The following is a 23961-nucleotide window of genomic DNA, read 5'->3' on the forward strand; positions in this document are numbered from 1 at the left end:
GCCACGTGAAAAAGTTCGGGCCAACCAAGGGGTGGGATTCACCAAGCGCCCAGCACCACGTGCATACTGATCTGATGCTTCATCCCGATGTCCTTCAAGCGCACCGGCTTATGAACCTCCTGGGGAAGACGTGCTCCCTCCCCGTTCCCGAGTCGGACAACACTGAGTACGGCGCCGCAACGTCCACCTGCGGGCCGGCAGTGGTCCGTTTCCGGGTGGGCAAGGTTACGCCGACCAAGGTGGGTCTCTTCGTCGCGGTGTGGCGTCGGTCAGCTGCCGGAGGTACGGAACCGTTCCCGGCGGACCACCCGGAAGCCAACGACGCCGACACTTTGGTGATCTCCGTCCGGGAAGCGGAGAACACCGGTCACTTCGTCTTTCCCCGGTCCGCCTTGGTCACTCACGGCATCAGTTCCCTCAATGGAAGAGGCGGGAAGCGCGGGTTCCGCGTCTATCCTCCGTGGTCCGCAACCACCAACCCCCAGGCACGGAAGACGCAGGCGTGGCAGAGCGGATATTTCCACTCTCCTGAAAGCGGACTACCGACCCGCTGAAATACCTGCCAACAGCTGTTCGAAGGGCAGTGATTCAAGGGCGTCGGGCTTGCGGTTCGGCTGCGGGCCGCTGAGCAACTGCACCAGTTCTCCCGCAGCGCGGTCCACGCGCGCCGAAAGGGGCGAGCCGCCGTCGTCGGTGTTTCCCCAGTCCTGGGGCCCTGCGAACACGCCCGTAGCGGCAATCCTGGTGCGCAGGTAGGTGAACAGTGGGCGCATGGCGTAATCGAGGACCATCTGGTGGCGATCGGTGCCGCCTGTGGCGCCGAGCAGAACAGCCTTGCCATCCAGCGACTTCGGGTCCAGCACGTCGATGAACGACTTGAACAAACCACTGTAGGAGGCGCTGAAGACGGGGCTGACGGCGATGACGGCGTCGGAATCATCGACGCCGGCAATCACCTCAGCGAGGCGCGGCGCGGCATAGCCGGTGACGAAGTTGTTGGCGATATCCACGGCAAGGTCGCGCAGTTCAACGGTGTCGATCTTCACGTCGTACCCTGCAGCCCGCAACTGTCGCTCGGCGGAGGCGGCCAGCTGATCGGCCAGCAGGCGGCTCGACGACGGGACACCGAGTCCGGCGGAAAGGACGGTGATGCGGCGGGTTTCCATGGCATTCTCCTGTTGCTTGTTCATCCAGCTTACATGCGTTTGCATCTAAATCAATGAACAGGTGCGTGCCCGGAACTATTCCCGGGAGGCCTTAGCCGCCGTCGATCCCCGTCAGGAACGCAGCCGTGGTCGCCGCAATCCGCCCCTGGGCAACGTCGCGACCCACGGTGGGTTCGCCGTCGCCGGGCTGCGGCCCGTAGTCCCCGAAGAACGCATGGTTACCGCCTTGGATCTCCGCAAAGGCGGCGTCAAAGGGCAGCAGCTCGCGGGAGGCGTTGATCTTCTCCGGCGTACTGAGTCCGTCTTCGGAGCCCGAGATGGACAGGACCTTCAGCCCCGCGCGGCCCCGCATGGAGTCCAGCGGGTAGGAGGCGTACAGCAGCAGGCCGTCCACGTCCTGGTTGGACAGGGCAAATGAGCTGGCACTGACCCCGCCCAGCGAATGACCTCCAACAGTCCACGTGGAAATTTCCGGATGGGCATCCATGGCGCCACGGGCCTGGTTTCCGTCCAACAAGCTGAGATTGAGGGGTGTCTTGAGGATCACCACCAGGACCCCGGCATCCACTGCCGGTTTGAGGATATCCGCATACGCCCGCGCCTCTACGCGGGCGCCGGGGTAGAAGACGAGCCCTTTGCCGGCCGGCGCACCTTCGGGTCTCATGACAATCGCCGTCGCCCCTTCAACCACCGAGGCCGTGGGAGACGATCCGGCCGCTCCGGCGCCCTGTTGGTAGGCGAAGGGATTCAGCCAGACCAGCATGGCCACCAGGGCCAGGACAGCCACGCGCCCCGCCCATGCACCTGCAGCCCTCAGCGTCGAACGCTTGCGGGACGCGCGGCGGCGGCGCCACAGCAGAACAGCCCAAAGAAGTCCGACGACGACGGCAGTCACCAACAGCGCGGGCAGCAACGGGTGTCCGCGCAAGACAGCGGGATTCCCGAGCAGCATCCACAGGGGCACCAGGACCAGGGCGGCAACACACAGGGCAGAGGCCCAGAAGAGCGCTGGCTTGCGCGTGACGGGCGGGGCTTCAGGGGCTGAGGTCATGCTCCAATAATAGTTCCATCATGGAGATACTTTGACCTTCCCCGGAATAGCGGTCCGTCAGCGCCGCGGGGCGTGGGTGGACAAGAAGGCGAACGTCTTGTCCCGCGCCTCCCGTGCCTCGTCGAAGTTCAGGTGGAACTGGTACTCGTGCGGCAGTTCCGGCTCATGGGTGGCAGGCCAGAACAGCTCGGTCATCGGAACGCCGGCATCCTTGAGGCGGTTGCTGTAGGGCACGGACTGGAGCCAGGTGAGCCCGTCACCATTGCCGCCGCTGATGAACGTCGGCGGGAAGTCGTCAGTGACGAAGTCGATGGTGGACATGGTGGCCCCGGCGTAGGTGGCGGACCAGTCCTTGGTGCCCGTGTACGCCCAAAGAGAGGTCTTGAATCCCCAAGCCACGATGCCGCTGAGGTCAGCCATGGCCCGGAGATCGTAGACACCGCAATGCAGGATGGTGGCGGCCAACTCCGACTTTTGAAGGGCGGGCTCGATCCCCATCAGATTGGCGTACTCGGGGTTTACGGTGAGCGTGGTCATCTGGCTCGCAAGCTGGGCCCCGGCCGAGTCACCGGCCAGCACGATGCGGCTGGTGTCTACGTTCAATTCCGCTGCATGAGCTTTGATGTAGGCGAGGGCCTCATTGATGTCACGGACGGCAGTGGGGTAGGTGGCCTCGGGGGCGATCGGATAGCTCAGGCCGATGGTGGTGTAGCCCTCGGCGGCGACGATCCGGAGATACGGATTAACGTCGCGCTGCGCTCCGGAAATCCAGGCTCCCCCATGAATCCACACCACCGTTGGCAGCGGCGCGGTGGTCCCTTCAGGGCTGAAAACATCAAAAGTGGACCCGGGCTTGTACACCACGCCGGCCTGGGATTGCAGCGGCGTATCCGGCACGTAAGGGGTCATCTCGTCAATGGTCGCCTGCGCCCCGCGCTCAAAAACACTGCGGATCAGCATCGCGGACGGCCACGGGGTAGCAGAGAGTGCAAGAAGGACGATCAGGACCAGCAGAATCGCAACGTCCAACTTCTTCAGCCGCAAGGACCGTGGCCGTGGAGGCCGCGAACGTGGTCCCACACCTGCTGATTGGCTCTTATCCGCGCTTCTTTGGATCGATTCCAACGGTCCCATCACACACTCCCCCGGTCGGTGCACCTGTGGACCATGCTAAGGCCGCCACGGTGTTTACCGACGTCAGGCCTGCGGCCGTGCCGCTGACAGCAACACTCCTTCACCGCCGTCGAACGCTACGGTGTGAAACCGGGCGCCCCGCGCGACCTCCCGAAATCCCCACCTTCGGTGCAACGCCAGCGACGCCTCGTTGTGCGCATTGACCACATACCAGGCGAACTCCACCCGCTCCCACATCCAGTGGAGACGGGCCTCAGTCAGCTGGGCCGCCAGGCCCTTGCGCCGGAATTCAGGGCGCACGGTGACGCCACCCAGGTAATGCCCCGCCGGCGCGGGCCCGTCCGCATAATCCCAGTGATGCGTTTTGGCCCAACCCACGACGCCGGTCCCGCCTTCCGCGTTGGCGTCATCATGCGCTTCGGCCACCACGACGAGACGGGCGGGGTCCGCGACCGCGGCGCTGATGCCCGCAGCGAATCGCTCAGCGTCAGCGGGTGACGTCCTCCCAGCTGCGATGTCCGCGGTGAGGATGCCATGTACATCGGCTGGACGGGCGGGCCTAATAGTGAAGTACACCGATTTAGTCTATTTGAGCATTAGACTTTCATTATGAGTTGCAGCCCATAATATGGGTTGGCTGCCCGCACTAAGGAAGCCCATGACACATCACACCATCGCCCCCCTGGACGGCGTCCGGGTCCTGGAACTCGGCAACTACATCGCCGCACCCACGGCTGGGAGGCTGCTGGCCGACTTCGGAGCCGAGGTCATTAAGGTGGAGCGGCCCGGGACCGGCGACGAACTGCGCAACTGGCGCCTGCACAAAGGCACCACGTCCATGCTGTACCGCACGCTGAACCGCAACAAGAAGTCCGTGGTCCTGGATCTCCGCACCGGCGCGGGCAAGCAGGCCGTGCTGGCGCTGGTAGCCAAGTGCGACATCCTTCTGGAGAACTTCCGGCCCGGAACGCTGGAAAAGTGGGGCCTGGGACCGGAGGTCCTCAACGAAGTGAACCCCGACCTCATCGTCACCCGCATCTCTGCCTTCGGGCAGACGGGGCCGCTGTCCGAGCGGCCCGGTTTTGCCGCCGTCGCCGAAGCCTACGGCGGGTTCCGCAACCTGGTGGGCGACCCGGACCGCGCTCCCGTTCGTGTTGGCGTCTCCATCGGCGACTCGATCGCGGGCCTGTACGCCGCCTTCGGCTCCATGATGAGCCTGTACCAGCGTGAAGCACGACGCCGGGACTCGGCCGGCGCTGTTCCGCTCACCGAGCGCATCATCGACGTCGCGCTGAACGAGGCAATGTTCTCGATGATGGAATCGCTGATCCCTGACTATCAGGCCTACGGTGTGGACCGGCAGCGTGTGGGTGGCCGGATGGAGGGCATCGCCCCTTCCAACGCGTACGTGTGCAAGGACGGCGCGAGCATCGTGGTGGCAGGCAACGGTGACTCCATTTATCAGCGGTACATGCAAACCATCGGGCGCCCTGACCTCGCCGAACACCCTTCGCTGCAAACAAATGCCGGGCGCTGGGCCCAGCGTGAGGAGCTTGATCAGGCCATCGGCGACTGGGCAGCTACGCTTTCAGGTGCTGAGGCGCTGGCCGCCCTTGAGGCCGCAGGGGTTCCGGCCGGACCGATCTATACCGCCGCGGATATCAGCACGGACACCCAGTATGCGGCCCGCAACATGATCCAGAAGTTCGACGTGTCCACCGGCGAGGAAACCCTCCCAGCCGTGGGCTTTCCGGGCATTGTTCCGGTGATCGGGGACCAGTCCCTGCCCATCCGTAACCTCGGACCGGACCTGGGCGAAAACACACAAGAAATCCTTGGCGGCCTCCTGAACATGGATGCCGCACAGATCAATGCGGCTTCCGGCCGCGAGGAAGCCCTCCGACCATGAGCCGCTTCGAAAGCCCCCTGACCACCACGCTGGGCAATGTCATCCTGCGGGACGTCACGCTGCGCGACGGACTCCAGCTCACCGGCAAGCTCCTCCCCACCGAACAGAAGATCGAGACGGTGCGGGAACTGCTGCGGCTGGGGGTGCCTGCCATTGAGCTGGGCTCCATGGCCCGCGCGGATTTGGTCCCCACCATGGCCAACACGCTTGAAGTAGTCCAAGCCCTCACCCCCGGAGAACTGGAGAAGTGCTGGATCTGGGTGGCCACTCCCGGTCACGTCGCCAAAGCATCAGCCGCCGGAGCACGGAACTTCCAGTACTGCTTGTCAGCCTCCGATTCGCACAACAAGGCCAATATCGGACGGACCACTGATGAGAGCTTGGCCGCCCTCCCCCAAGCCGTCGAGTACGCGCGAGCGGTGGCTGGCCACATCCAGCTCTGCATCGCCACGTCCTTCACCTGCCCCTTTGAGGGTTACGTTCCCGAGGAGCGCATTCTCTCCATCGCCAATGATCCCCGGGCTGAAGGCACCACGGACATCGTCATCTGCGACACCTTGGGGCAGGCCGTGCCCGCGCAGGTCGCCCGGCTCATCACCCGGGTTCGGGACGAGTCCCCTGGACGCAGGATCGTCTATCACGGCCACGACACCTGGGGCTTGGGTGTAGCGAACACGCTTGCCGCCATCCAGGCCGGTGCTGCCATGGTGGACGGCGCCCTCGGTGGACTGGGCGGCTGCCCGTTCGCACCCGGCGCCAGCGGCAATACGTCCAGCGAAGACATTCTCTTTGCAACCCGCCCTGAATGGCTGAGTCCGGATGTCTTCGGGGAACTTGTGGTGCTGTCGGAGAAACTGCTGGGCGAATTGGGTGAACCGAACCGCTCCAAGGCAGCACAGGGAGCGCGGTCCAAGGCTGAGGCTTTTGACTGGGTCAGGCCGGCCTAGCTCTTCTTGCCCGCTCCGCCCGCAGCCATAAGTTCCAGACGCTTGAGCGTCTCGCGGTTCCGCACTGCTATCACGGGGTCCCGCAGCGCCTTGGGTATCAGTTTCCCCGGGCCGCGGACGGCGTCTTCGGCGATGGACACCCGGCACTGGGAACCGCCAAGGTCTTCCAGGGTGATCAGGATCCTGGCTTCGCCCAGAGGCCAGCCTTTGGCGAGGATTTCGAGCTTCCTGCCAGGTTCCACAGCAGTAACCCTGCTGCTGTCATCAATCAGAAACGGCCACGACCCAACGGAATGATGCAACTTGGAACCCACCTGCGGCCACTGATCGTCGACGGCGCGGATCCGTGAAGCACCCACCACCCAGCCGGAATAGAGCCACCCGTCTTCAATGACTTCCCAGACGTTGGCGGCGGGGGACCTGAACAACTGCGTCACGGTGGACATGTGGACCCTTCTGACTCGAACGGCCGTGCGATGACCTTAAGCTAAGCATGCTTATTGATTGCCCGCCATAGGCTGCTCCCCGTTACGGCTGTGGCTTGCTGGCCTTGCCGTCCAGCCAGAGCACGTCCGACTCATCCCGATGCGTGCCGTCCGAACCCACATGCTTGCTGTCGATCTGAGGGCCCTTCTTTATGACGTGCACCAAGGCCATTCCATGGCCGCGGCCAAGTTCATAATCGGCTTTGAGCCATTCAAGGATGGTTCCGGCCTTCACCGACGGGTCGTTGAAGCCCTTGGATTCCGCGATTTCAACCAATTGCCTCGGAGTGAGGCCGGTCTTGTCTTCAATGGCATCAAGATAAGCCTGGAAGGACATCGGTATTGCCTTTCGTCGTAAATCCCAGGGACAGGAATGCAAAGTCTGCGTGAGCCACATCGTACCGCCGCCCGGCCCCTGCCATGCGGGGCTTTGATACACGACTCGCTACGGTGGGCCATGACTGCGTCAATTCAGCGTTGACCCTGCAGTGTCCTGCGGAGGTACCGGGCAGCTTGCAGGCGCCCCTACACTGATCGCATGGTGAGGCGGCGGTGTCGTTCTTTTGTGGTGGGAATGGCCATTGCTGTGACCCTGCCGCTTGTAGCCGCGTGCGACTTCGGCGGAACTGGTGACGGCGGCTCCGTTTCGGAGCCCTCCAGCGGAAACCCAGGACCCATCACCGTTGAGGTCAACCAGTCCCGGGACCAATACGGCAAGCAGGCAATCCTGCTGCAGCTCACCAACACCACGGACTCGCCGCTGACCGTGGCCGGGGCCCGGCTGCGATCCACGCTGTTCGAAGGTGACATTTTCTGGGACCCATCAGAAGGCACCCTTGAACTGCCGCCCCGTCAGCCCAAAAGCCTTCCTGCTGCTTTGCCAGGGGCCACCTGCGAAGCATCCGGAGACGCGTCACCGGAACTCAAGGCCACTATCACCTACGCAGCACCGGGCAAAGAACCTGTGGAGGGGAACGCCGACGCTTCCGATCCCTTCGGTGTCCTGACCAGGAACGCCGGCGAGCTGTGCCTCGCAACAGAGGCCGCCGCCGTCGCCGTCATGGCCCTGGACCCCACACTTGAGGTTGCCGCGGACGGCCGCACCGCCGTCGTGCGCCTTGTCATTACACCGGCCACGCCGGGGGGATCGGCGAAAAGCCTCACCATTGAATCGGTTGACGGAACCACTCTTCTGGCGGAGACGCCCTCTGATCCTTGGCCTCGGAACGTCACCATCGCACCCGGTGACGCCACACGCGAGCTGGCCTTGCACATCAGACCTGCGCGCTGCGACCCACATGCCGTCGCCGAGGACAAGGTGGGGACACTCTTGCCATTAAGGGTCACAGTGGGAGGACGGCAGGGGTTGGTGAAGATTGCGGCGTCGAATGAACTGCGCGGCCGGATCTACGACTTCGTCACCGCCGCCTGCGCCACTGCGGGCTAAGCGCGCGCCTAGCCGAGAGTGGCCAGGGCGCGGGGAGCGCATTCCACTGTGACCTTGACGTTCGCTTCAACGCTCTTCACCTCGCCATCCATTTGATACGGCAGCGGCTTGAGCGTGGTGAATTCATACTTGCTCATGCTCGGCTGGTCACCCAAGCCCTGCGTGGTGGCCTTAAGCGCAGTCAGGAGAACGCGCCACTTGGGCATATGCGGGAAGGTGATGACCTCAAATTTCCCGTCGGATGGGTGGTTTGCGGCTTCACTGAGCGTGGCGTACTTGGCCATTTCATTGATATTGGCGAAGACGAGGCTATCGAACTTCCGGCGCTTTCCGTCAGCCAAGCGAATGCCAAAGGGCTCGAACTTGGAAAACGTCTGGATCACGGTGACCATTTCCTTCAGGGCACCTTTACTGCCCTTTTCAAGTTCGGTGGCCACCACAGGGGTCAGGCCGAATCCGATGTAGGAATGCGCATATTCGGGGGGCTCATTCTCATTTTGGCCCGTGTGGATGCGGAGAAGGTCAATGTTGTGAACACGGCCTTCCGCGATGGCTTCTTCCAACGGTTTCGTCGTCATGATCCTGCTGTGGTCGTTGGCGTTTCCGGCAGCCCTGACTGCACAGACAGCCTTGGGGTTCCCGGCCTGCATTACACCGTTAACCACCTCGTTGTAGCCGCCATCGCCGCTGACGGACACCACGAGGACGTCGCCGCCCTTGCTGGCCGCTTCCCTCGCCAGATCCACGGCGTGTCCGGCGTGCTCGGTGGGCTGAAGGGTGATCTCAGGCTGGTAGGAGAGGAGCTCCTTCAGCCGGTCATGCAACTGCTGCGCCAACTCAGGCGCATCCCCCGTGCTGTTGGGATTAAAAATGATGACGATCGACTCAAAGGTCCGGGCAGAATCCACAGTGTGCTCCTGATTCATTGCGAGGTCCCTCTTCAGGCGTTAGTTTCCCTCGGAAGTTCCCATAGTATTCGCAAAGCCTCTGGGGTTTCGGATGAGCCCTGAACGTGCAAGCATGAAAATGCACCTTAAGAAGCAGGATCCACGTCAATCAGCCTGATGCGGTTTAGTTGCTGTATCAGGAGTCGGGAAAGGTTCATGGAAGACTCACGCCAGACGGCCCGATCACTGGTCATGGAGCATGAGATCACCCTGGACGATTTATGGGCTTGGTACTGGGCCAACGGCGGGAACGCCAGGCCGTGGGATTTCGACGCCTACCTCTTTGGCATCCAAGAGCGGGATCCCTTCGACCTGAAGATCCTCACGTGGGCCATGGAAGACCTTGAGGCGCGTTCGCTGCTCTGACTTCCGCAGGGCTGTGCTGCACGGGCCGGCTACTTCCCCTCTTTCCGGGCCTCGATCAGATGCCGTGTTGAGTGGGCGACGAACGGGCGCCCTGCCCTCATCTGCCCATCCATTTCCCTTAACTGGCCCAGATAGCGTTCTGCTGAAAAATCGGGAACCCACCACACACATTTGCGCAGGATCCACACCACGGCGCCAACGTCGAAGAACTCCATCCGGCACTGGGCGGTGCGGAGGTCCGTGACGGTGAGGCCAGAGGCTTCGGCAGCCGCTGCCTCGGCCTGGGAGTCCCGCCCCTTCCGCTGTTCAGGTAAAGGCCCCAGAAAATATTCAATCAGTTCAAAGGCCGACGCCGGTCCCACATGCTGGGCGAAATAGTGACCGCCGGGGATCAGGACGCGGTGGATTTCTTCCCAATCGGGGCTCACCGGGTGGCGTGCGGTCACGAGCTCGAAGGACCCGTCAGGGAAAGGCAGGACGGAACCGGCTGTCGTTTCCACGATGTCTACCCCGCGCGGCCCCAGTAACCCACGGGCCCGTTGGGCGTTGGGCGGCCAGCCCTCGGTGGCAGCCATCAGTTCAGGAAACTGAGTGGCCTCTGAGAGCACCTCCCCGCCACCGGTGTCCAGGTCCAAGGCACTCCGGACAGTGGCGAGGCGGCCCGCGAGCAACTTCGCATATCCCCATGGCGGACGTTCTTCGTTTGCCCGCCCGTCCAGCCAGGCGAATCCCCAGCCGTCCACGTCGGCTTCCTCGGCCTCCGCCACCAGGGTCTCAAAATCACGCATCAGTGTTCCCGTCGTCTTTCCGCCGCGAGCTGGGCAGCAACCCTGCCAATCAATTGGTACGGGATTGGCTTGGTCAAAGGAAACTTCAAGGTTCCTTTCCCGGACAAATACTGCTCCAAGTCGTTGTTCAAGACTTCGTCTCCACGGGGTACCGGATACACCGAAATGTGGTGTGCCCAGGCAGCGAAATACACCACATAATGTCCATCGATGGTGACTGTGGGAATGTCATAGCTGATCATCTCGCCGGCATCGGGGACTGCTGCGTGAATGCTCCTGCGGATCTCCTTGAGGATCAGCTGGGTGGCCTCAGTCTGGGCTGCGATATAGGCGTCCACTGTGGAGTGTTTCCCAGCCATCGTCATTCTCCCTCACGTTGATTACTCAGCTCTCGCCGGGGAAACGTCCACCGATCAGCCTGGTCATGTGCTCAGCGGCAGCCAGCAGGGGCTCCACCCAAGCCTCGCACGTCTCCCGCGGCATCCGAAGGGTTGGTCCGCTGATGGTGACGGCACCCACCAGGCCGGCGGCTGAATCGAAAACCGGCGCAGATAGCCCTGATGCGCCGTCTTCCCGCTCACCCACGGTGATGGCAAACCCGTCCGCGTGGGTCTTCTTGACGGCCGTTTCGAGCTCCTCGGAACTGGTGATGGTGTAGTCCGTGATGGACTCCAACGGATCCCGCAGGACTGCTTCCATCAATTCCGGTGACCAGGCCAGGAGCACCCTGCCTGCCGAGCCCGCGTGAAGCGGGACAATCTTGCCCAGGTGCATCTCCCGGCGGAGTGCGTGATGCGTATCTGCCAGGGCCACGCAGACCCGGTAGTGCTGCTCTGCCTTGAAGAAGCACGCAGTCTCGCCGGTGGTATCCCGCAGGTTTTTGAGCAGCGGACTCAGGATGTCCACCACGTCCATACCGCGGGTTGCCGGCGCTGCCCAGTAGGCCATCCGCATCCCGATGCGGTACGCATCGCCGTCCCGGTCCAGGAAGCCCTGCGACGTGAGGTTCGTGACCAGTCGCTGCACCGTTGACGTGGGCAGGCCGGTCGATTCGCGGATGTCGACCAACTGCAGTACCGGCTTGGACAACGAGAAAGCATCCAGGATGGACGTGATCTTGCCCAGGACAAGCAGAGGGTTGCCGTTGGCCTTCACGGAAGCATCGGATGCGGACATAAGACTCACGCTAAACGCTCCGGCAAGGTCGCGCCAATCCCGCCGGTAGGGTTGCAGCATGGGGACAGTTTTGGAGGCCGAAGGCTTGTTGGTTGGGTACGCCGGGGCTCCGGTGTGCGGGGAAGTTTCTGCATCCGTGGACGCGGGTGACGTCTTGGGAATCGTTGGTGTCAACGGCGCCGGGAAATCCACGGTAGCCCGCACTCTTGCGGGTCGGCAGGCGTCCTTGGCGGGTGACGTGAAAGTCCACGGCCTCCTCATCGACCCCGACGCCGTTCCCTTCCGCCGGCAAGTTTCCGCTGTGTTTGACGACGACCTCTTCTTCCCGTCCCTCACAGTTCGGGAACACCTCCTCCTCATCGCCCGCGGCCATTCATTGGAGAACCCCGAAGCGCGCGTTGAGGAAGAGCTGGATTTCTTCGGACTACTGGGCAGGTCGCACGCCATCCCTGACGCCCTCTCTTCCGGCCAGCGGCGCCGGCTGCTGCTGGCAGCAGGACTGATCCGCCCGTCGTCGCTCCTGATCCTTGATGAGCCGGAGCAACGGCTCGATCCGCGGATGCGGGTGGCGCTCGGTGAGCGCATCGCCACCCACGCCAAAGACGGTGGCGCAGTGGTTCTGGTAACCCATGATCCCCAGCTCCTGCTCGCTACCGCCTCCACGTGCTTGGTTATCGACGAGGAAGTCCAGGAATTCGATCCGGAACAGGGGGCCTCGATCATTGCCGGCTCCTGACATGCTCACGCTTGAACCGTCCGGCCGGAACAGGGAGCTGGCTGCTGACATCGTCCGGTTTACCCGCAGGTCCGCCCGACGCTACAAACGCAGTCGGATCTCGTGGGGCGACCGGTTCGTCGATGCCTACAGTTGGGGCCTCGGTATCGGCGTTTCCCTGACCATTGCGGCCTCGTTCGTTCTCGCGCTGCGCAACGAAATCGCGGACCGCGCTTCCACCACCGGCAGCATCATTGGCGAGCAATGGCTGGTCCTGCCGGAACCCGTGTTGTGGACGTCCGTGACCTTCGCGGTCCTTCTGGTCATCAGCAACCTGGCACGCAAGCTCGGGCCCATGACATTGAATGGCGCGGAGAGCACCTGGTGGCTGACTCTGCCGGTGGATCGCCGCCCCATGGTCCTGCCGCCTTTCCTCGGCAAAGTCGCGCTCACCGCAGCTGGTTCAGCCATCATCTACCTTCCCTTCAGCATGGTGACCGCCATTGACCGCGCCCCCGTGGAACACGCTTTCGCTGCACTCACTTTCGGCTGCGTCGGCGCCATTGCATTGGTCCTGGCAGCCGTGCAACAGCTCGGTCTGCTGGGTCCCCGCCTGGGTAAAGCGATCTCGGCGGCGGCGCTTCTGGGGTGCTCGCTCCTTCCCGCACTGTCCTGGTCTCCGTGGCCAACAGCGCTGGCGGGCCTTGCCGCCGTCGGACTCTTGGCGCTGGTTGTGCCGCGGTCCGGACGTGTACGGGGTGAAGAGCTGGTTCGCGGCGGAGCCGTGGCCCGTCATGCCGGGGCCTCGCTGTTCATGATGGACGCCAATGAGGTGCTTCGCGCCTTGAGCGGCGGCCGTCAAAGGGTCGACGGCGGCAGGGCGGCCCGCTTTTACGCCCGGCACACGCACGGCCCCCTGAGGGCGCTGATCCGCGCTGATGCAGTTGCCTTCCTCAGACTCAATCCCCCGCTGATGCCACCCATCCTGTGGCTTGCTGCCTGCGTCGCCATGCTGCTGGTGGAAGGTGGGCTGCCGGAGTTCGTGCAGCTGGCGGTCATCGTGATCGCGGGGTGCGCCACGGCTTCCGGGTTGGGGACCGTGGCCCGGAAGACCGCCCTGGTTCCTGAGCTCGATGCCGTGCTGCCACTGCATCCGGCACTGGTCAGGACCAGCCGCACGCTCATGCCGTGCCTTGCCATGTCCTTGTGGATGGCGGTGCTGAGTGGGCTGTTGGTTCTCCTCGGCGCCGCGGATCCGTGGTTGGTGCTGGTCGGTGCCCTCGCTGGCGTGGGCATGGGCGCGGGAACTCTCCGCGCGGCCACCAGAACGCCGCCGGATTGGACCGCTCCGCCGGTTGAGACTCCGTTCGGTCCTGTTCCCCGTGCGCAGCTGGGCTCCCTGCTGCGCGGGCTGGACGTGACCATTCTGGCGACCATCCCGCTGCTCGTGGCACTCTATCTGGGGTACGTCCCATCCACCGTCCTGATGGTGCAGGCCGTGTTCAGTGCAGGGATTTTCCTGGTGGTGGTGCTGTCCAGGCCCAAGCGCACGTGACAGCGGGGGCAGCCTTTAGAGCAACACCGTTCCTTCGATGCACGTGGCCGACGCTCCACCCACCCAAATCTCGCCGTCCTCCGCTGTGACGTGGACCCTTCCCGCCCTGCCCAGCACGGTGCCCTGGGCTGCAATGTACTCCTGAGGCGCGCGGCCGCTGCCGATCAGCCACTGGGCCGCGCCGGCGTTGAAACTACCCGTGACCGGGTCTTCCACCATGGCGTCGCCCGGAATAAACGTACGGACTTCAAAGTCGACGCCGGCACCCGGCTGATGCGGTCCGATCACTCCGACCTTGAGGTCGCCCATGGCAGCGAAATCCGGTTCGATGGCAAGGACCTGTTCCGCGGAACCGAGGAGCACGCCGATCCATGTGGGCCCGTTGACCAGCCAGGAGGCGTCCAGCACATCTTCCTCTGGAAGTCGCAGGGCTGCGGCGAGCTGGGTCCTGATACTGTCATCAACCGGGCCAAAGCGCGTCAGCGGCGGTGCGGCGAAAGCCAACCGCCCGGCGTCGTGCTTCACCCTTACCAAACCGGCGCCGCACTCCTGGACCAGGACGCCGTCAGCCTTGGGCACTCCCCCGGCTTGAAGCCAGGTATGCGCCGAACCCAGCGTCGGATGCCCCGCGAAGGGGAACTCCTCGCTGCCCGTGAAGATCCGCACCTTGTAATCCGCCATGGGGTCCGTGGGAGGCAGGAGGAACGTGGTCTCGGAAAGGTTGGTCCAATTGGCGAAATGCTGCATGGTGCCCGTGCTGAGGCCTTCGGCATCGACCACCACGGCAAGCGGGTTGCCTCGGTAAGGCTGGTCGGAGAAGACGTCCACCTGGTAGAACGGGCGGCTGCGCAGGGCTTCTGAAGTCACCGCTGCAGGCTATCACCGGTTGCTGACCGGTTTTGCTGACGCACCCGCCCAGCGTCTGCGAAACTACCCCTATGGCAGAGAACAAGACCCAGCCCACGGACGTGTCCGTGGAAGAATTCCTGGCCGCCGTGGAGCACCCAACACGGCGTGCGGACGGTTTCGAGCTGCTGGAGATGATGCGTGACATCACCGGCAAGGAAGCCGTCATGTGGGGGCCGTCGATCGTTGGATTCGGCAGCTATCACTACAAGTACGACAGCGGCCGCGAAGGTGACGCCGCCGCCGTCGGATTTTCACCGCGCAAGAGCAGCCTGGTGCTCTACGGCCTCACCGAAGGTCCCGACGCAGACCGGCTGCTCCCGGAACTCGGAAAGCACAAGACCAGTGCCGCGTGCCTGTATGTGAACAAACTGGACGACGTGGACCGGGACACCCTGGCCGAGATGATCCGCACCGGGTACAAGCACGTGATGGAGGAGTTCCACACGCCCTGATTCATCCCGCAAAAAAAGGCCCCCACCACCGGAATCCGGTAGCGGGGGCCTTAGATGGAGTCAGAGACTACTTTGCTGCAACGACCTCGAGGTCGATGACAGCGGAAACGTCCTCGTGCAGGCGAACGTTGGCCGTGTACGAACCGACAGACTTGATGTGGTTCGGCAGTTCAACGTTGCGCTTGTCGATGGCGCCGAGGCCAGCGGCCTCAACAGCAGCAGCGACATCAGCAGGCTTGACGGTGCCGAAGAGACGACCGGACTCGCCGGCCTTCACCTCGAGCTTGACCTTCTTGGAGGACAGAGCCTGGGCCTGTGCCTGTGCAGCTTCAACAGAAGCGTGCGCACGAGCGGCGCGGGCAGCCTTGATGGACTCAACCTGCTTCTCGCCACCCTTGGACCAGGTCAGAGCGAAGCCGCGGGGCAGCAGGAAGTTACGTGCGTAACCGTCCTTAACCTCCACAACGTCGCCAGCAGCACCGAGACCGGTTACTTCGTGGGTCAGAATGAGCTTTGCCATGTTAGTTAATCCCTTCCCTTAGCCGCGGCCAGCGCCGGAGTAAGGCAGCAGAGCAACTTCGCGGGCGTTCTTGATTGCCTGGGCGATCTTGCGCTGTTCCTGAACGGTAACGCCAGTAACGCGACGAGCGCGGATCTTTCCGCGGTCGGAGATGAACTTGCGCAGCAGTGCTACGTCCTTGTAGTCGATGACGGTGATGTCAGCGGCCTTCAAGGGGTTGGACTTTGGTTTGGGCTTACGGAGTTCAGCCTTAGCCATCGTGGAGCTCCTTTTCTATGGAGCCCGTGGATATTGATCCACGGGATGGTGGTGTTCGACGGCGGTTGTCACCAAGGTGCCTCGCGGCAGTCCGGGTAAGCGTCCGGCGTCGGACGTTTATGTTTTGTTTAGAAGGGAGGTTCGGAATCCGGGCCGTTGCCCCAGCCGCCACCGCCAGCATTGCTGACACCGGGCGTAGCCCAAGGGTCATCCTGCTGCTGTGCGGGCTGGTTGCCGCCCCAGGTTCCACCGGAGTTGCCGCCGCCCTGGTTTCCACCAGGAGCGCCACCTCCAAAGCCACCGGAATTACCGGCGTTGCCGCCACCGAAGCCGCCCTGCCCACCGCCGGAGCGCTGGGTACGGTTGACCTTGGCGTTTGCGTAACGCAGGCTGGGGCCGATTTCGTCGACCTCAAGCTCGATTACGGTGCGCTTTTCGCCTTCTTTTGTTTCGTAGGAACGGCTCTTCAAACGGCCGGAAACGATGACGCGCATGCCCTTGGTGAGGGACTCGGCCACGTTCTCGGCTGCTTCGCGCCATACAGATGCGCGGAGGAACAGGGTTTCCCCGTCCTTCCACTCATTGGACTGGCGGTCAAAGGTCCGGGGAGTAGAAGCGATGGTGAAGTTCGCTACTGCTGAGCCAGACGGGGTGAACCGCAGCTCGGGGTCATTGGTGAGATTACCGATGACCGTAATAGTGGTTTCGCCTGCCATCTACTGCCTCCTTGTTCGTTCCTGCGGGATAAAGATCTGGAAGGGGCTGATTACTCAGCAACGACCTTCTGGTCTTCAGGACGGATGATCTTGGTGCGCATGATCGTCTCGTTAAGAGACAGCTGGCGATCAAGTTCCTTGGCGGTAGCCGGTGCTGCGGTGAAGTTCACCACGGCGTAGATACCTTCGGACTTCTTCTTGATGTCGTACGCCAGACGGCGACGGCCCCAGATGTCAACCTTTTCGATGGTTCCACCATCGGTGGTGATGACATTGAGGAACTTCTGAAGCGACGACTCTACGGTACGCTCTTCGACCTCGGGGTCGATGATTACCATCAATTCGTAAGGACGCATATGTGAACCCACCTCCTTTGGGCTAAGCGGTTACGGTATTTCCGTAACAGGAGGTTCATTTGCGATGCCGTGTACCCGCTCCCCCGCCGAAGACTCGGAAGGAGGGCGCAACACAGACTTCAATATCTTAGTGCATCTCCTGCACCCAAAGCTATTCGAGGGGGTCCGCAGCCGGAACCGGGCAGTTGGCGTATGTGGATAACCCGGGCATCCAGCAGGTAATACTGGAGCAATGACTGTCCTGAAGTCCATCATTCTCTTCGTCCTGGCCGCCGTTGCAGAGATCGGCGGCGCCTGGCTGATCTGGCAGGCCGTCCGTGAGGGCAAAGCCTGGTGGTGGGCCGGCCTCGGCATCGTGGCGCTGGGCATCTACGGCTTCTTCGCGGCGTTTCAGCCCGACGCGCACTTCGGCAGGGTTCTGGCGGCCTACGGGGGCGTATTCATTGCCGGCTCGCTGGCCTGGGGAATGCTGGTGGACGGCTTCCGCCCGGACCACTGGGACGTGGTCGGGGCGGCGATCTGCATTGTGGGCGTCGGCGTCATCATGTTCGCACCCCGCCCGGGCGCGTAGGCCAGCACACGACAGCCCGGGCCCAAACACGACAAAACCCCCGGAAGGTCACCTTCCGGGGGTTTCTTTGTGCGCGGAGGGGGACTTGAACCCCCACCCCCTTTCGAGGACTAGCACCTCAAGCTAGCGCGTCTGCCATTCCGCCACCCGCGCAAGGTGATCAGGAGAAACAATGTTTCGTTTTTCTCCTCGACAGCGACAAAGACAGTAACACGAACAGAGCCGATCCGTGGATTCCTGAGGTCTTGAGGGAGCCTCGTTAGGGTGGTGGCCATGGATGCCACACCCCTTAGCGCTCTACTCCTGACCGTCGTCTTCGCCGCGATCGGACTCTACGCCCTGTACTTCGTGATCCGCTCGGGCGTCCGCGACGGCATCCTCCAGGCCGACAAGAAGCGCAGCGAGCAGGCGGACCCGTCCCGCCCAACCGGCTTTTGAGCTCCCCCACTGGTTAGGGTGGGCACATGGACAACGTCAGGGTGAGGCGGAGCCGGCTGCGCTTTGTGGTCATGGTCCTGGCCGGCACAGCGGCCTTCGTCGCTACCGGCATCTCAGGCAGTTGGGTGGATGCGCCTGCGGTCGGCTGGGCCGTGGCCGCCCTGGTCTACGTTGCCTGGGTGTGGCTGGTGATCGCGCGGCTCGATCCTGCCGAAACGCGGCATCATGCAACATCCGAGGACCCATCGCGGGGAGTCACCGACCTGCTGATACTCGTGGCCAACCTGGCCAGCCTTGCTGCTGTGGCCGCCGTGATCGTCAACTCCCACACGGAAGGAACCGGTTCCCGCCTGTCCTCTGCGGCACTCGCCCTGGGGTGCGTGGGGATGTCCTGGATGCTGGTCCAAACGCTCTTCACGCTGCGGTACGCCGAGCTCTATTACAGCCAGGACGCCCACGCCGGCGGTGAAGTGGGCGGCATCAGCTTCAACCAGGACCGGCCGCCGCAGTACACGGACTTCGCCTATCTGGCCACGAGCCTTGGCATGACGTACCAGGTATCCGACACCAACCTCGGCAACCACTCGATCCGGCTGGAAGCGCTGAAGCACAGCCTGCTGTCCTACTTGTTTGGAACCGTGATCCTTGCCGTCACCATCAATCTCGTCATCGGCCTGGCCCAGTAGCGAAGGGGCCTACGGCGGTGACCTGAAAGCGAAACGGGGCAGCCGTCGTCGAACGTTGACCCTGGCTGCCCCGCTGCTGAAAGACGCTTACGACGCCGGTCCCCCACCCACCGTCGCCTGCTCGGCTTCCGCGGTGGTCGCCTCAGGTGAAGCGGCGCCACGCTTGCGGTAGCGCCAAATGCCGATGCCCACCACGATCGCGGCCAACGCCAGCGACAGGAAGAGCGACTCACGGGTGGATTCGATAATCACCATCCCGATAATGAGGGCCACGATGGCGCCAATGGCGATCCACGTGAGGTACGGGAAGAACCACATCTTGAGGTCGAGGTCCTTGGCTGCAGCCCCCATGCGTTTGCGCAGGATGAGTTGCGAGGCCGCGATGACCAGCCACACGAAGAGGGCGATGGCACCGGACGTGTTCACGAGGAACAGGAACACCGTGTCCGGGGCGATGTAGTTCAGGCCAACGGTAATGAACCCCACCACCGTGGAGGCCAACACTGCTGCTGCCGGGACGCCGCGCTTGGAGATCTTCATCCAGGCCTTGGGTGCGTCGCCACGCTGGGAGAGCGAGAACAGCATGCGGCTGGCGGTGTAGAGGCCGGAGTTCAAGCAGGACAGCACCGAGGTGAGGACAACGATGTCCATGATGGTGCCGGCACCCGGGATTCCGTAGAGCTCGATCACGGCAACGTACGGGCTCTTGGCGACAGAAGCGTCGTTCCACGGCAGAAGCGTGACAACAATGGCGATGGAGCCGATGTAGAAGATCAGGATGCGCCACACAGTGGACTTCACGGCCTTCTTGACGGCGTCTACGGGGTTCTCCGATTCGCCGGCCGCGATGGTGGCGATTTCGGCGCCGAAGAACGAGAAGACCACCACGAGGATGCCTGCCAGGACTGCGCCAGGACCGTTCGGCATGAAACCGCCTTGGTCCAGGAGGTTGGCGACGCCCGGCGCGGAGACGCCCGGCATGAGGCCCAGGATGGCAGCGATGCCTGCGAGCAGGAAGATGACGATTGCGGCCACCTTGATGGACGCGAACCAGAACTCGAACTCACCGTAGGACTTCACGGAACCAAGGTTGGTCAGCGTCAGGAGCACCATCAAAATCAGCGCCCAGATCCACTGGTCCACGCCGGGAACCCAGCGGTGCATGATGGCGGCGCCCGCCGTTGCCTCGATGCCGAGGACAATAATCCAGAACCAGGCATAGAGCCAGCCAATACTGAAGCCCGCCCATCGGCCAAGGGCCTTGTCAGCGTATGTGGAGAACGAGCCGGTCTCCGGATTGGCAGCAGCCATCTCGCCCAGCATGCGCATGACGAGGATGACCACCAGGCCGGCAGCCAGGTAGGCCACAAGGATGCCAGGACCGGCTTGCTGGATGGCAGCGCCGGAGCCCACAAAGAGGCCTGCGCCAATAACGCCGGCGATGGCGATCATGGAGAGGTGGCGGGGCTTCAGGGATTTTGAAAGTTGTTGGTCAGCGTGCATGGATCTGCGCCGTCCTTTAGGTTTTTGCGGGGTGGCCGGGCGTGGTGTGCCACGGGCCACATGACTCATTCACGCTAGCTTGCTGCACCATCGCGGTGCCTGTGCAGCTGAACATTTTGACGCCGCCAAAAAGAGGAGTATGCACAAAATGTACACCCTGAGGCACCTAAGGTTTCGTGTTGGAAACTTTTGTAATACCCCTGAAATGAGTGTTTGAGTCTTCCCCGTCAGACGATGGTGCGGAAGAACAGCTCAACAACAGTTGCCAGGTACCGGGGATCCTCAACGCCGCAGAGCTCGCGCGCAGAGTGCATCGACAACAAGGGAATGCCCACATCCACGGTCCGGATGCCAAGGCGCGTAGCAGTCAGGGGCCCGATGGTGGACCCACACGGTAGATCGTTGTTGGACACGTATTCCTGATAGGGAACGCCGGACTCATCGCACAACCTGGCCCAGAACGCAGCGCCTGTAGCATCCGTGGCGTAACGCTGGTTGGCGTTGATCTTCAGCAGCGGCCCACCGTTCAGCACCGGCTTGTTGGCGGGATCATGCTTTTCCGCATAGTTCGGGTGGACAGCATGGCCGGCATCGGCAGAAACGCAGAACGACGCTGCCAGCGCCTGCCGCCGCTGGCTCACCGAGGCGCCAAGACCGTCGGAGATGCGGACCAGGATGTCTTCGAGGATGGGGCCGCACGCTCCGGAGCGCGAGTTGGAGCCGATCTCCTCGTGGTCGAAGGCCGCCAGGACGGCGATCGGTCCCTCCGCCGGAGCTGACGCCGCGTGGCTGATCAGTGCCACGAGGCCCGCGTGGGTGGAGGAAAGGTTATCCATGCGGCCTGACGCGAAGAACTCGCTGTTGGCCCCGAAAACGGCAGGGGCCTGCGTGTCTGCCACCACGACGTCGTACCCGCCAATGTCCGCAGCATCAACAGCGGCGCCCTCCACGCGATCGGCGAGCAAGCCCAAGAGATCCTCACCCGCGGGGTCGCCTTGGCCGAAGATCGGGTTCATGTGCTGCTGCTTGGACAAATGCAGTCCATTGTCGTTCACGCCGCGGTCCAGGTGGATCGCCAACTGGGGGAAGCGAAGGAGAGGGCCCGTGGCTGTCAGATGCTGTGTGCCGTCACGCATGACCAAACGGCCGGCCAGCTGCAGTTCCCGGTCCAGCCAGGAGTTGAGCAGGGGTCCGCCGTACACCTCGACGCCGGCCTGCAGCCAGCCGAATTTGCCCGTAGTGGGCTTCGGCTTGAGTTTGAAGGACGGCGAATCGGTGTGGGCACCGAGGATATTGAACCCCGTGGTGGGGCCGGCGTTTTCGGGCGTTACCCACGCGATCAGGGCGCCGTCGCGGATCACGTAGAACTTACCCGCTCCGCCATCCCACGGCTCCAGTTCATCCAGTGCAGCGAAGCCTGCCGCCTCCAGGCGGCGGGCGGCCTCGTGGACGGCATGGAAGCTCGACGGCGACGCAGAAACGTAGGCGCCGAGATCCTGAATGTGGTCAACTGCTGCGGAGGCATTCGAAGGCATGACCCCGAGTCTAGCCGCGCTTTCGGCGCCGACCGGGCTAAACCGTGACGTTCAGCGCGGCCGTATAACCGCCCGCAACCGAGCCGGATATAGTCGCGAGTTGGTATATACCCCCATCGTCGCCAAAGACGTTGTCCGAGGTCAGTGTGGTGTTGGGAAAATTTCGGGCGCTGGACTCGTAGCCCGCGGTTGCGTAGACCGCCTTGCACGCCGTCTCTGTGAGGGCAATCTGGGAGACGGCCAGCACCTGCCCGGCAGCGCTAGTGTTGCTCATCGATTCGAATACCTCAAAGTGAATATGTGGCCATCGGCCGTTGTACGCGCCCGGGTAGATGGTGCTGAAGGTCAGCTGGCCGTTGGCGTCAGCCTCTTGGACGCCCCTCAGATAGTTCTCGCTCTCCAGGCCCGAATCGTAGAGCGAGTACTTGCCGTTCTGGTCGCAATGCCAGACATACACAGCAGCTCCTGCCAGCGGCGAGCAGCCATTGGCGTTGTCCAGGAGTGTCAGGGTCACCGTGAGGGGCACGCCCTCAGCTGAAGTGGTGGACGTTCCGAAACTGGACCTGATGTCACGGCGGACCACCCCGGAGGCCTCCAGGACGTTGGGACCATTGGAGCCATCCCCCGGGTAGGGCCCGAGCGTCTCCTCAGGGATCTCGACGCCACATTCAGCAAATGCCCGGGTCACCGTGCTGGAGGCCGACGCCGAAGGCGACGCGGCCGCCGTCGTACTTTCCGTCGCCGTCGCCGTTGCGCTGACAGCGCTCGACGGCGGTGCGCCGCTGCCTTCCGTACCGGGCGTGCAGGCCGCGAGGGCGGCAGCAGTCCCGGCGCCGAGGAGAACGCCCAAAGTGCGTCGCCGGCTCAGGAGCGTGGAGAGATCGAACTCGAGTCCGCGATCGTGGTTGGGGTGGGGAGTAGTCATGCCTCCATGTAACGCGTGCCGCCTGTGCCTTGTACATGGGAAGGCTGTGGCCGGACTGTGAGGATCCCCTTGGATGTGCAATATAAACATTTTCATATGCTTGTAATGCTCGTCACATCGTGGCACGATGTCTCAACGGACATAATGACGGAAGGTCACTCGCCATGAACATTGAACTGAAACCAGTGCGAAAGCTTCGCATCCACTGGCCCATTCCCGTGGAAACCATGAAGCAAATGGCCGCCGGCGACCTTGGCGCCCTTGAGTCTGATGAAGGCATTGCCTCCCTGCTGAACGAACTGCAGTCGGCCCCCGAGCTGGGCGGCTTCGGCAACTACCACCACGTCTTCGAGTCCTCCGCGGGCTTCGAGGGATTCACGGTAGCTGAGGGGGCCAAGCCCACGCTCGGCGCTGTAGGTCAGCGGACCATCTCGCCTACTTTTGTGTTCACCACCTACTTCGACGATTCCCTTGACCACCGGACTGTCCAAGAGTTGGTGCAACGGATTGTCGACATCCACCCTTGGGAAGTCCCTGTCATCGAGGTCTCGGGTCCGCTCAGTGTTTCCAGCAGCTCCGCGATCCACGCCGAAACGCGGATGGCATCATGAGCGCGCCCCTGTGGCAGGAATTGGCACCCCTTCTCCGCAACAGGACATTTACGGACCTGACCCACGCCTTCCATCCCGGCCAGCCGCATTTTCCGGCCTTTCCCGACGAAACCAGGGAAACCCTCTTCGATCTGGAAAAGGGAGACGGGTTCACAGCCCACAGATACTCGATTGTGGGCCAGTGGGGCACCCACGTGGATCCGCCGTCGCATTTTGTCCTGGGCGGCCGGACCCTCGACCAACTGCCCGTGGAGGACATGATCCTGCCGTTGGTTGTCCTGGACATCAGTGAACGCGTCACGGCCAATCCGGACGCTACCCCTACCGTGGATGACGTCCTGGGCTGGGAGACGCGCAATGGGGACATCCCCGCCGGATCGTTCGTGGCCCTGCGCACCGGCTGGAGCCACCGCTGGCCGGACAGCGCTGCCATGGCCAACGTCGACCACGCCGGGATCAGCCACACTCCCGGATGGTCGCGGGAAGTTTTGGAGTACCTGATCGAAAAGCGATCTGTCAGCGCGATCGGTCATGAACAGACGGACACCGATCCCGGCATGGCCACATCGCAGCAGGATTTCAGCCTGGAAACCTACGTCCTGGCCCAGGACAAGTGGCAGATTGAGCTTCTTGCCGCCCTGGACCATCTCCCGGAGGCCGGTGCAGCCTTGATAGCCACGTGGGCAAAACCGCTCGAGGGCAGTGGCTTCCCGGCCAGGGTCTTCTCCATCCACTGACTCCGGCCGTCCCCATAACGCCGGGCTGTGACGCCTGAGCAGGCCGGGGTAGCTAGAA

31 protein-coding genes and 1 tRNA gene are annotated in these 23961 nt (G+C 63.0%); 13 read left to right on the plus strand and 19 right to left on the minus strand.

Features of this window, described 5'->3' with window-relative positions; genetic code table 11:
- The first annotated feature begins 74 nt into the window (after window positions 1–74).
- Window positions 75–554 carry a MepB family protein gene (locus tag CGK93_RS23020; protein WP_232481480.1) on the plus strand — a complete coding sequence of 160 codons (480 nt, stop codon included), beginning with the start codon at window positions 75–77 and terminating at the stop codon, window positions 552–554.
- Here the strand turns inward: CGK93_RS23020 and CGK93_RS23025 are convergent.
- From CGK93_RS23025 to CGK93_RS23040, 4 genes are all read right to left on the minus strand, one after another.
- Window positions 540–1166 (minus strand): FMN reductase, encoded by a 627-nt coding sequence (locus CGK93_RS23025; RefSeq protein WP_089597732.1) that lies wholly within the window; start codon window positions 1164–1166, stop codon window positions 540–542. The two genes, CGK93_RS23020 and CGK93_RS23025, sit on opposite strands and share 15 nt — an antisense overlap.
- Before the next feature lie 91 nt (window positions 1167–1257).
- A complete protein-coding gene (locus CGK93_RS23030) occupies window positions 1258–2217 on the minus strand; it encodes an alpha/beta hydrolase (protein WP_089597016.1) in 960 nt (319 codons plus the stop codon).
- Between the two features lie 57 nt (window positions 2218–2274).
- On the minus strand, window positions 2275–3261 hold the full coding sequence (locus tag CGK93_RS23035; RefSeq protein ID WP_232481481.1) for an alpha/beta hydrolase: 987 nt from the start codon (window positions 3259–3261) through the stop codon (window positions 2275–2277).
- A gap of 153 nt (window positions 3262–3414) precedes the next feature.
- Window positions 3415–3927 (minus strand): GNAT family N-acetyltransferase, encoded by a 513-nt coding sequence (locus tag CGK93_RS23040; protein ID WP_089597018.1) that lies wholly within the window; start codon window positions 3925–3927, stop codon window positions 3415–3417.
- An 82-nt stretch (window positions 3928–4009) separates the two neighbouring features.
- Here CGK93_RS23040 and CGK93_RS23045 point away from each other — a divergent pair, with 82 nt between their 5' ends.
- Window positions 4010–5260 (plus strand): CaiB/BaiF CoA transferase family protein, encoded by a 1251-nt coding sequence (locus tag CGK93_RS23045; RefSeq protein WP_089597019.1) that lies wholly within the window; start codon window positions 4010–4012, stop codon window positions 5258–5260.
- On the plus strand, window positions 5257–6207 hold the full coding sequence (locus CGK93_RS23050) for a hydroxymethylglutaryl-CoA lyase (RefSeq protein ID WP_089597020.1): 951 nt from the start codon (window positions 5257–5259) through the stop codon (window positions 6205–6207). The genes CGK93_RS23045 and CGK93_RS23050 overlap by 4 nt, the downstream gene beginning before the upstream one ends.
- On the opposite strand, the gene CGK93_RS23055 is transcribed toward CGK93_RS23050, so the two are convergent.
- Both CGK93_RS23055 and CGK93_RS23060 read right to left on the minus strand, forming a co-directional pair.
- A complete protein-coding gene (locus tag CGK93_RS23055; RefSeq protein WP_089597021.1) occupies window positions 6204–6653 on the minus strand; it encodes an SRPBCC family protein in 450 nt (149 codons plus the stop codon). The genes CGK93_RS23050 and CGK93_RS23055 overlap by 4 nt on opposite strands.
- Before the next feature lie 82 nt (window positions 6654–6735).
- Entirely contained in the window at window positions 6736–7029 is a 294-nt protein-coding gene (locus tag CGK93_RS23060; RefSeq protein WP_089597022.1) for a DUF4287 domain-containing protein, read from the minus strand.
- Window positions 7030–7266: 237 nt separating this feature from the next.
- On the opposite strand from CGK93_RS23060, the gene CGK93_RS23065 reads away from it, so the two are divergent.
- A complete protein-coding gene (locus CGK93_RS23065; protein ID WP_089597023.1) occupies window positions 7267–8139 on the plus strand; it encodes a hypothetical protein in 873 nt (290 codons plus the stop codon).
- An 8-nt stretch (window positions 8140–8147) separates the two neighbouring features.
- Here CGK93_RS23065 and CGK93_RS23070 read toward each other — a convergent pair whose 3' ends face one another.
- Window positions 8148–9065: a diacylglycerol kinase family protein gene (locus tag CGK93_RS23070; RefSeq protein WP_232481482.1), complete on the minus strand. Its 918-nt coding sequence runs from the start codon at window positions 9063–9065 to the stop codon at window positions 8148–8150.
- Between the two features lie 177 nt (window positions 9066–9242).
- Here CGK93_RS23070 and CGK93_RS23075 point away from each other — a divergent pair, with 177 nt between their 5' ends.
- Window positions 9243–9452, plus strand: coding sequence for a hypothetical protein (locus CGK93_RS23075; RefSeq protein ID WP_089597024.1), 210 nt, complete (start codon window positions 9243–9245; stop codon window positions 9450–9452).
- 29 nt (window positions 9453–9481) lie between these two features.
- Here CGK93_RS23075 and CGK93_RS23080 read toward each other — a convergent pair whose 3' ends face one another.
- Genes CGK93_RS23080 through CGK93_RS23090 form a run of 3 tightly spaced genes read right to left on the minus strand, consistent with a single transcriptional unit; the run spans window position 9482 to window position 11416 of the window.
- A complete protein-coding gene (locus tag CGK93_RS23080) occupies window positions 9482–10240 on the minus strand; it encodes a class I SAM-dependent methyltransferase (protein WP_089597025.1) in 759 nt (252 codons plus the stop codon).
- The gene (locus CGK93_RS23085; RefSeq protein WP_198318303.1) at window positions 10240–10599 is read right to left on the minus strand and encodes an iron chaperone; all 360 of its coding nucleotides are present in this window, start codon (window positions 10597–10599) and stop codon (window positions 10240–10242) included. The genes CGK93_RS23080 and CGK93_RS23085 overlap by 1 nt, the downstream gene beginning before the upstream one ends.
- A 25-nt stretch (window positions 10600–10624) precedes the next feature.
- A complete protein-coding gene (locus CGK93_RS23090) occupies window positions 10625–11416 on the minus strand; it encodes an IclR family transcriptional regulator (protein ID WP_089597026.1) in 792 nt (263 codons plus the stop codon).
- A gap of 58 nt (window positions 11417–11474) precedes the next feature.
- Between CGK93_RS23090 and CGK93_RS23095 the strand changes: the two genes are divergently transcribed.
- Both CGK93_RS23095 and CGK93_RS23100 read left to right on the plus strand, forming a co-directional pair.
- Window positions 11475–12152, plus strand: coding sequence for an ABC transporter ATP-binding protein (locus CGK93_RS23095; protein WP_089597027.1), 678 nt, complete (start codon window positions 11475–11477; stop codon window positions 12150–12152).
- 1 nt (window position 12153) lies between these two features.
- Window positions 12154–13686 carry a DUF6297 family protein gene (locus CGK93_RS23100; protein WP_089597028.1) on the plus strand — a complete coding sequence of 511 codons (1533 nt, stop codon included), beginning with the start codon at window positions 12154–12156 and terminating at the stop codon, window positions 13684–13686.
- A gap of 15 nt (window positions 13687–13701) precedes the next feature.
- Here the strand turns inward: CGK93_RS23100 and CGK93_RS23105 are convergent, their stop codons facing one another.
- Window positions 13702–14553, minus strand: a complete 852-nt coding sequence (locus CGK93_RS23105; RefSeq protein WP_089597029.1) for a PhzF family phenazine biosynthesis protein — start codon at window positions 14551–14553, stop codon at window positions 13702–13704.
- A gap of 71 nt (window positions 14554–14624) precedes the next feature.
- Here CGK93_RS23105 and CGK93_RS23110 point away from each other — a divergent pair, with 71 nt between their 5' ends.
- Window positions 14625–15047: a DUF1801 domain-containing protein gene (locus CGK93_RS23110; RefSeq protein ID WP_089597030.1), complete on the plus strand. Its 423-nt coding sequence runs from the start codon at window positions 14625–14627 to the stop codon at window positions 15045–15047.
- 67 nt (window positions 15048–15114) lie between these two features.
- On the opposite strand, the gene rplI is transcribed toward CGK93_RS23110, so the two are convergent.
- From rplI to rpsF, 4 genes are all read right to left on the minus strand, one after another.
- Window positions 15115–15567, minus strand: a complete 453-nt coding sequence (rplI, locus tag CGK93_RS23115) for a 50S ribosomal protein L9 (RefSeq protein ID WP_089597031.1) — start codon at window positions 15565–15567, stop codon at window positions 15115–15117.
- Window positions 15568–15585: 18 nt separating this feature from the next.
- On the minus strand, window positions 15586–15825 hold the full coding sequence (rpsR, locus tag CGK93_RS23120; RefSeq protein ID WP_003800144.1) for a 30S ribosomal protein S18: 240 nt from the start codon (window positions 15823–15825) through the stop codon (window positions 15586–15588).
- A gap of 128 nt (window positions 15826–15953) precedes the next feature.
- The gene (locus tag CGK93_RS23125) at window positions 15954–16541 is read right to left on the minus strand and encodes a single-stranded DNA-binding protein (protein WP_089597032.1); all 588 of its coding nucleotides are present in this window, start codon (window positions 16539–16541) and stop codon (window positions 15954–15956) included.
- A gap of 50 nt (window positions 16542–16591) precedes the next feature.
- Window positions 16592–16897, minus strand: coding sequence for a 30S ribosomal protein S6 (rpsF, locus tag CGK93_RS23130; RefSeq protein ID WP_011776755.1), 306 nt, complete (start codon window positions 16895–16897; stop codon window positions 16592–16594).
- A gap of 232 nt (window positions 16898–17129) precedes the next feature.
- On the opposite strand from rpsF, the gene CGK93_RS23135 reads away from it, so the two are divergent.
- Complete coding sequence (locus CGK93_RS23135) at window positions 17130–17468, plus strand: YnfA family protein (protein ID WP_089597033.1); 339 nt, start codon at window positions 17130–17132, stop codon at window positions 17466–17468.
- Between the two features lie 70 nt (window positions 17469–17538).
- Here the strand turns inward: CGK93_RS23135 and CGK93_RS23140 are convergent.
- A tRNA-Leu gene (locus CGK93_RS23140) sits at window positions 17539–17621 on the minus strand.
- Between the two features lie 120 nt (window positions 17622–17741).
- On the opposite strand from CGK93_RS23140, the gene CGK93_RS23900 reads away from it, so the two are divergent.
- Window positions 17742–17906, plus strand: a complete 165-nt coding sequence (locus CGK93_RS23900) for a hypothetical protein (RefSeq protein WP_198318304.1) — start codon at window positions 17742–17744, stop codon at window positions 17904–17906.
- Window positions 17907–17932: 26 nt separating this feature from the next.
- Complete coding sequence (locus CGK93_RS23145) at window positions 17933–18592, plus strand: DUF1345 domain-containing protein (protein WP_232481483.1); 660 nt, start codon at window positions 17933–17935, stop codon at window positions 18590–18592.
- Window positions 18593–18679: 87 nt separating this feature from the next.
- On the opposite strand, the gene CGK93_RS23150 is transcribed toward CGK93_RS23145, so the two are convergent.
- The 3 genes from CGK93_RS23150 to CGK93_RS23160 all read right to left on the minus strand — a co-directional run bounded on the left by CGK93_RS23150 (window position 18680) and on the right by CGK93_RS23160 (window position 22555).
- On the minus strand, window positions 18680–20095 hold the full coding sequence (locus tag CGK93_RS23150) for an amino acid permease (protein WP_089597034.1): 1416 nt from the start codon (window positions 20093–20095) through the stop codon (window positions 18680–18682).
- Between the two features lie 227 nt (window positions 20096–20322).
- The gene (locus tag CGK93_RS23155; RefSeq protein WP_089597035.1) at window positions 20323–21630 is read right to left on the minus strand and encodes a M18 family aminopeptidase; all 1308 of its coding nucleotides are present in this window, start codon (window positions 21628–21630) and stop codon (window positions 20323–20325) included.
- Window positions 21631–21667: 37 nt separating this feature from the next.
- Window positions 21668–22555 (minus strand): intradiol ring-cleavage dioxygenase, encoded by an 888-nt coding sequence (locus CGK93_RS23160; RefSeq protein WP_089597036.1) that lies wholly within the window; start codon window positions 22553–22555, stop codon window positions 21668–21670.
- 164 nt (window positions 22556–22719) lie between these two features.
- Between CGK93_RS23160 and CGK93_RS23165 the strand changes: the two genes are divergently transcribed.
- On the plus strand, window positions 22720–23166 hold the full coding sequence (locus tag CGK93_RS23165) for a hypothetical protein (RefSeq protein ID WP_089597037.1): 447 nt from the start codon (window positions 22720–22722) through the stop codon (window positions 23164–23166).
- Complete coding sequence (locus CGK93_RS23170; protein ID WP_089597038.1) at window positions 23163–23903, plus strand: cyclase family protein; 741 nt, start codon at window positions 23163–23165, stop codon at window positions 23901–23903. The genes CGK93_RS23165 and CGK93_RS23170 overlap by 4 nt, the downstream gene beginning before the upstream one ends.
- Window positions 23904–23961 lie beyond the last annotated feature (58 nt).

The organism is Arthrobacter sp. YN (assembly GCF_002224285.1).
Taxonomy (GTDB): Bacteria; Actinomycetota; Actinomycetes; order Actinomycetales; family Micrococcaceae; genus Arthrobacter.

Coding starts and splice junctions, on each gene's coding strand:
- CGK93_RS23020 (WP_232481480.1), top strand. CDS start 75: ATGCTTCATCCCGATGTCCTTCAAGCGCACCGGCTTATGAACCTCCTG.
- CGK93_RS23025 (WP_089597732.1), bottom strand. CDS start 1,166: ATGGAAACCCGCCGCATCACCGTCCTTTCCGCCGGACTCGGTGTCCCG.
- CGK93_RS23030 (WP_089597016.1), bottom strand. CDS start 2,217: ATGACCTCAGCCCCTGAAGCCCCGCCCGTCACGCGCAAGCCAGCGCTC.
- CGK93_RS23045 (WP_089597019.1), top strand. CDS start 4,010: ATGACACATCACACCATCGCCCCCCTGGACGGCGTCCGGGTCCTGGAA.
- CGK93_RS23050 (WP_089597020.1), top strand. CDS start 5,257: ATGAGCCGCTTCGAAAGCCCCCTGACCACCACGCTGGGCAATGTCATC.
- CGK93_RS23055 (WP_089597021.1), bottom strand. CDS start 6,653: ATGTCCACCGTGACGCAGTTGTTCAGGTCCCCCGCCGCCAACGTCTGG.
- CGK93_RS23060 (WP_089597022.1), bottom strand. CDS start 7,029: ATGTCCTTCCAGGCTTATCTTGATGCCATTGAAGACAAGACCGGCCTC.
- CGK93_RS23065 (WP_089597023.1), top strand. CDS start 7,267: ATGGCCATTGCTGTGACCCTGCCGCTTGTAGCCGCGTGCGACTTCGGC.
- CGK93_RS23070 (WP_232481482.1), bottom strand. CDS start 9,065: ATGAATCAGGAGCACACTGTGGATTCTGCCCGGACCTTTGAGTCGATC.
- CGK93_RS23075 (WP_089597024.1), top strand. CDS start 9,243: ATGGAAGACTCACGCCAGACGGCCCGATCACTGGTCATGGAGCATGAG.
- CGK93_RS23080 (WP_089597025.1), bottom strand. CDS start 10,240: ATGCGTGATTTTGAGACCCTGGTGGCGGAGGCCGAGGAAGCCGACGTG.
- CGK93_RS23085 (WP_198318303.1), bottom strand. CDS start 10,599: ATGGCTGGGAAACACTCCACAGTGGACGCCTATATCGCAGCCCAGACT.
- CGK93_RS23090 (WP_089597026.1), bottom strand. CDS start 11,416: ATGTCCGCATCCGATGCTTCCGTGAAGGCCAACGGCAACCCTCTGCTT.
- CGK93_RS23095 (WP_089597027.1), top strand. CDS start 11,475: ATGGGGACAGTTTTGGAGGCCGAAGGCTTGTTGGTTGGGTACGCCGGG.
- CGK93_RS23100 (WP_089597028.1), top strand. CDS start 12,154: ATGCTCACGCTTGAACCGTCCGGCCGGAACAGGGAGCTGGCTGCTGAC.
- CGK93_RS23110 (WP_089597030.1), top strand. CDS start 14,625: ATGGCAGAGAACAAGACCCAGCCCACGGACGTGTCCGTGGAAGAATTC.
- rplI (WP_089597031.1), bottom strand. CDS start 15,567: ATGGCAAAGCTCATTCTGACCCACGAAGTAACCGGTCTCGGTGCTGCT.
- rpsR (WP_003800144.1), bottom strand. CDS start 15,825: ATGGCTAAGGCTGAACTCCGTAAGCCCAAACCAAAGTCCAACCCCTTG.
- CGK93_RS23125 (WP_089597032.1), bottom strand. CDS start 16,541: ATGGCAGGCGAAACCACTATTACGGTCATCGGTAATCTCACCAATGAC.
- rpsF (WP_011776755.1), bottom strand. CDS start 16,897: ATGCGTCCTTACGAATTGATGGTAATCATCGACCCCGAGGTCGAAGAG.
- CGK93_RS23135 (WP_089597033.1), top strand. CDS start 17,130: ATGACTGTCCTGAAGTCCATCATTCTCTTCGTCCTGGCCGCCGTTGCA.
- CGK93_RS23900 (WP_198318304.1), top strand. CDS start 17,742: ATGGATGCCACACCCCTTAGCGCTCTACTCCTGACCGTCGTCTTCGCC.
- CGK93_RS23145 (WP_232481483.1), top strand. CDS start 17,933: ATGGACAACGTCAGGGTGAGGCGGAGCCGGCTGCGCTTTGTGGTCATG.
- CGK93_RS23150 (WP_089597034.1), bottom strand. CDS start 20,095: ATGCACGCTGACCAACAACTTTCAAAATCCCTGAAGCCCCGCCACCTC.
- CGK93_RS23155 (WP_089597035.1), bottom strand. CDS start 21,630: ATGCCTTCGAATGCCTCCGCAGCAGTTGACCACATTCAGGATCTCGGC.
- CGK93_RS23160 (WP_089597036.1), bottom strand. CDS start 22,555: ATGACTACTCCCCACCCCAACCACGATCGCGGACTCGAGTTCGATCTC.
- CGK93_RS23165 (WP_089597037.1), top strand. CDS start 22,720: ATGAACATTGAACTGAAACCAGTGCGAAAGCTTCGCATCCACTGGCCC.
- CGK93_RS23170 (WP_089597038.1), top strand. CDS start 23,163: ATGAGCGCGCCCCTGTGGCAGGAATTGGCACCCCTTCTCCGCAACAGG.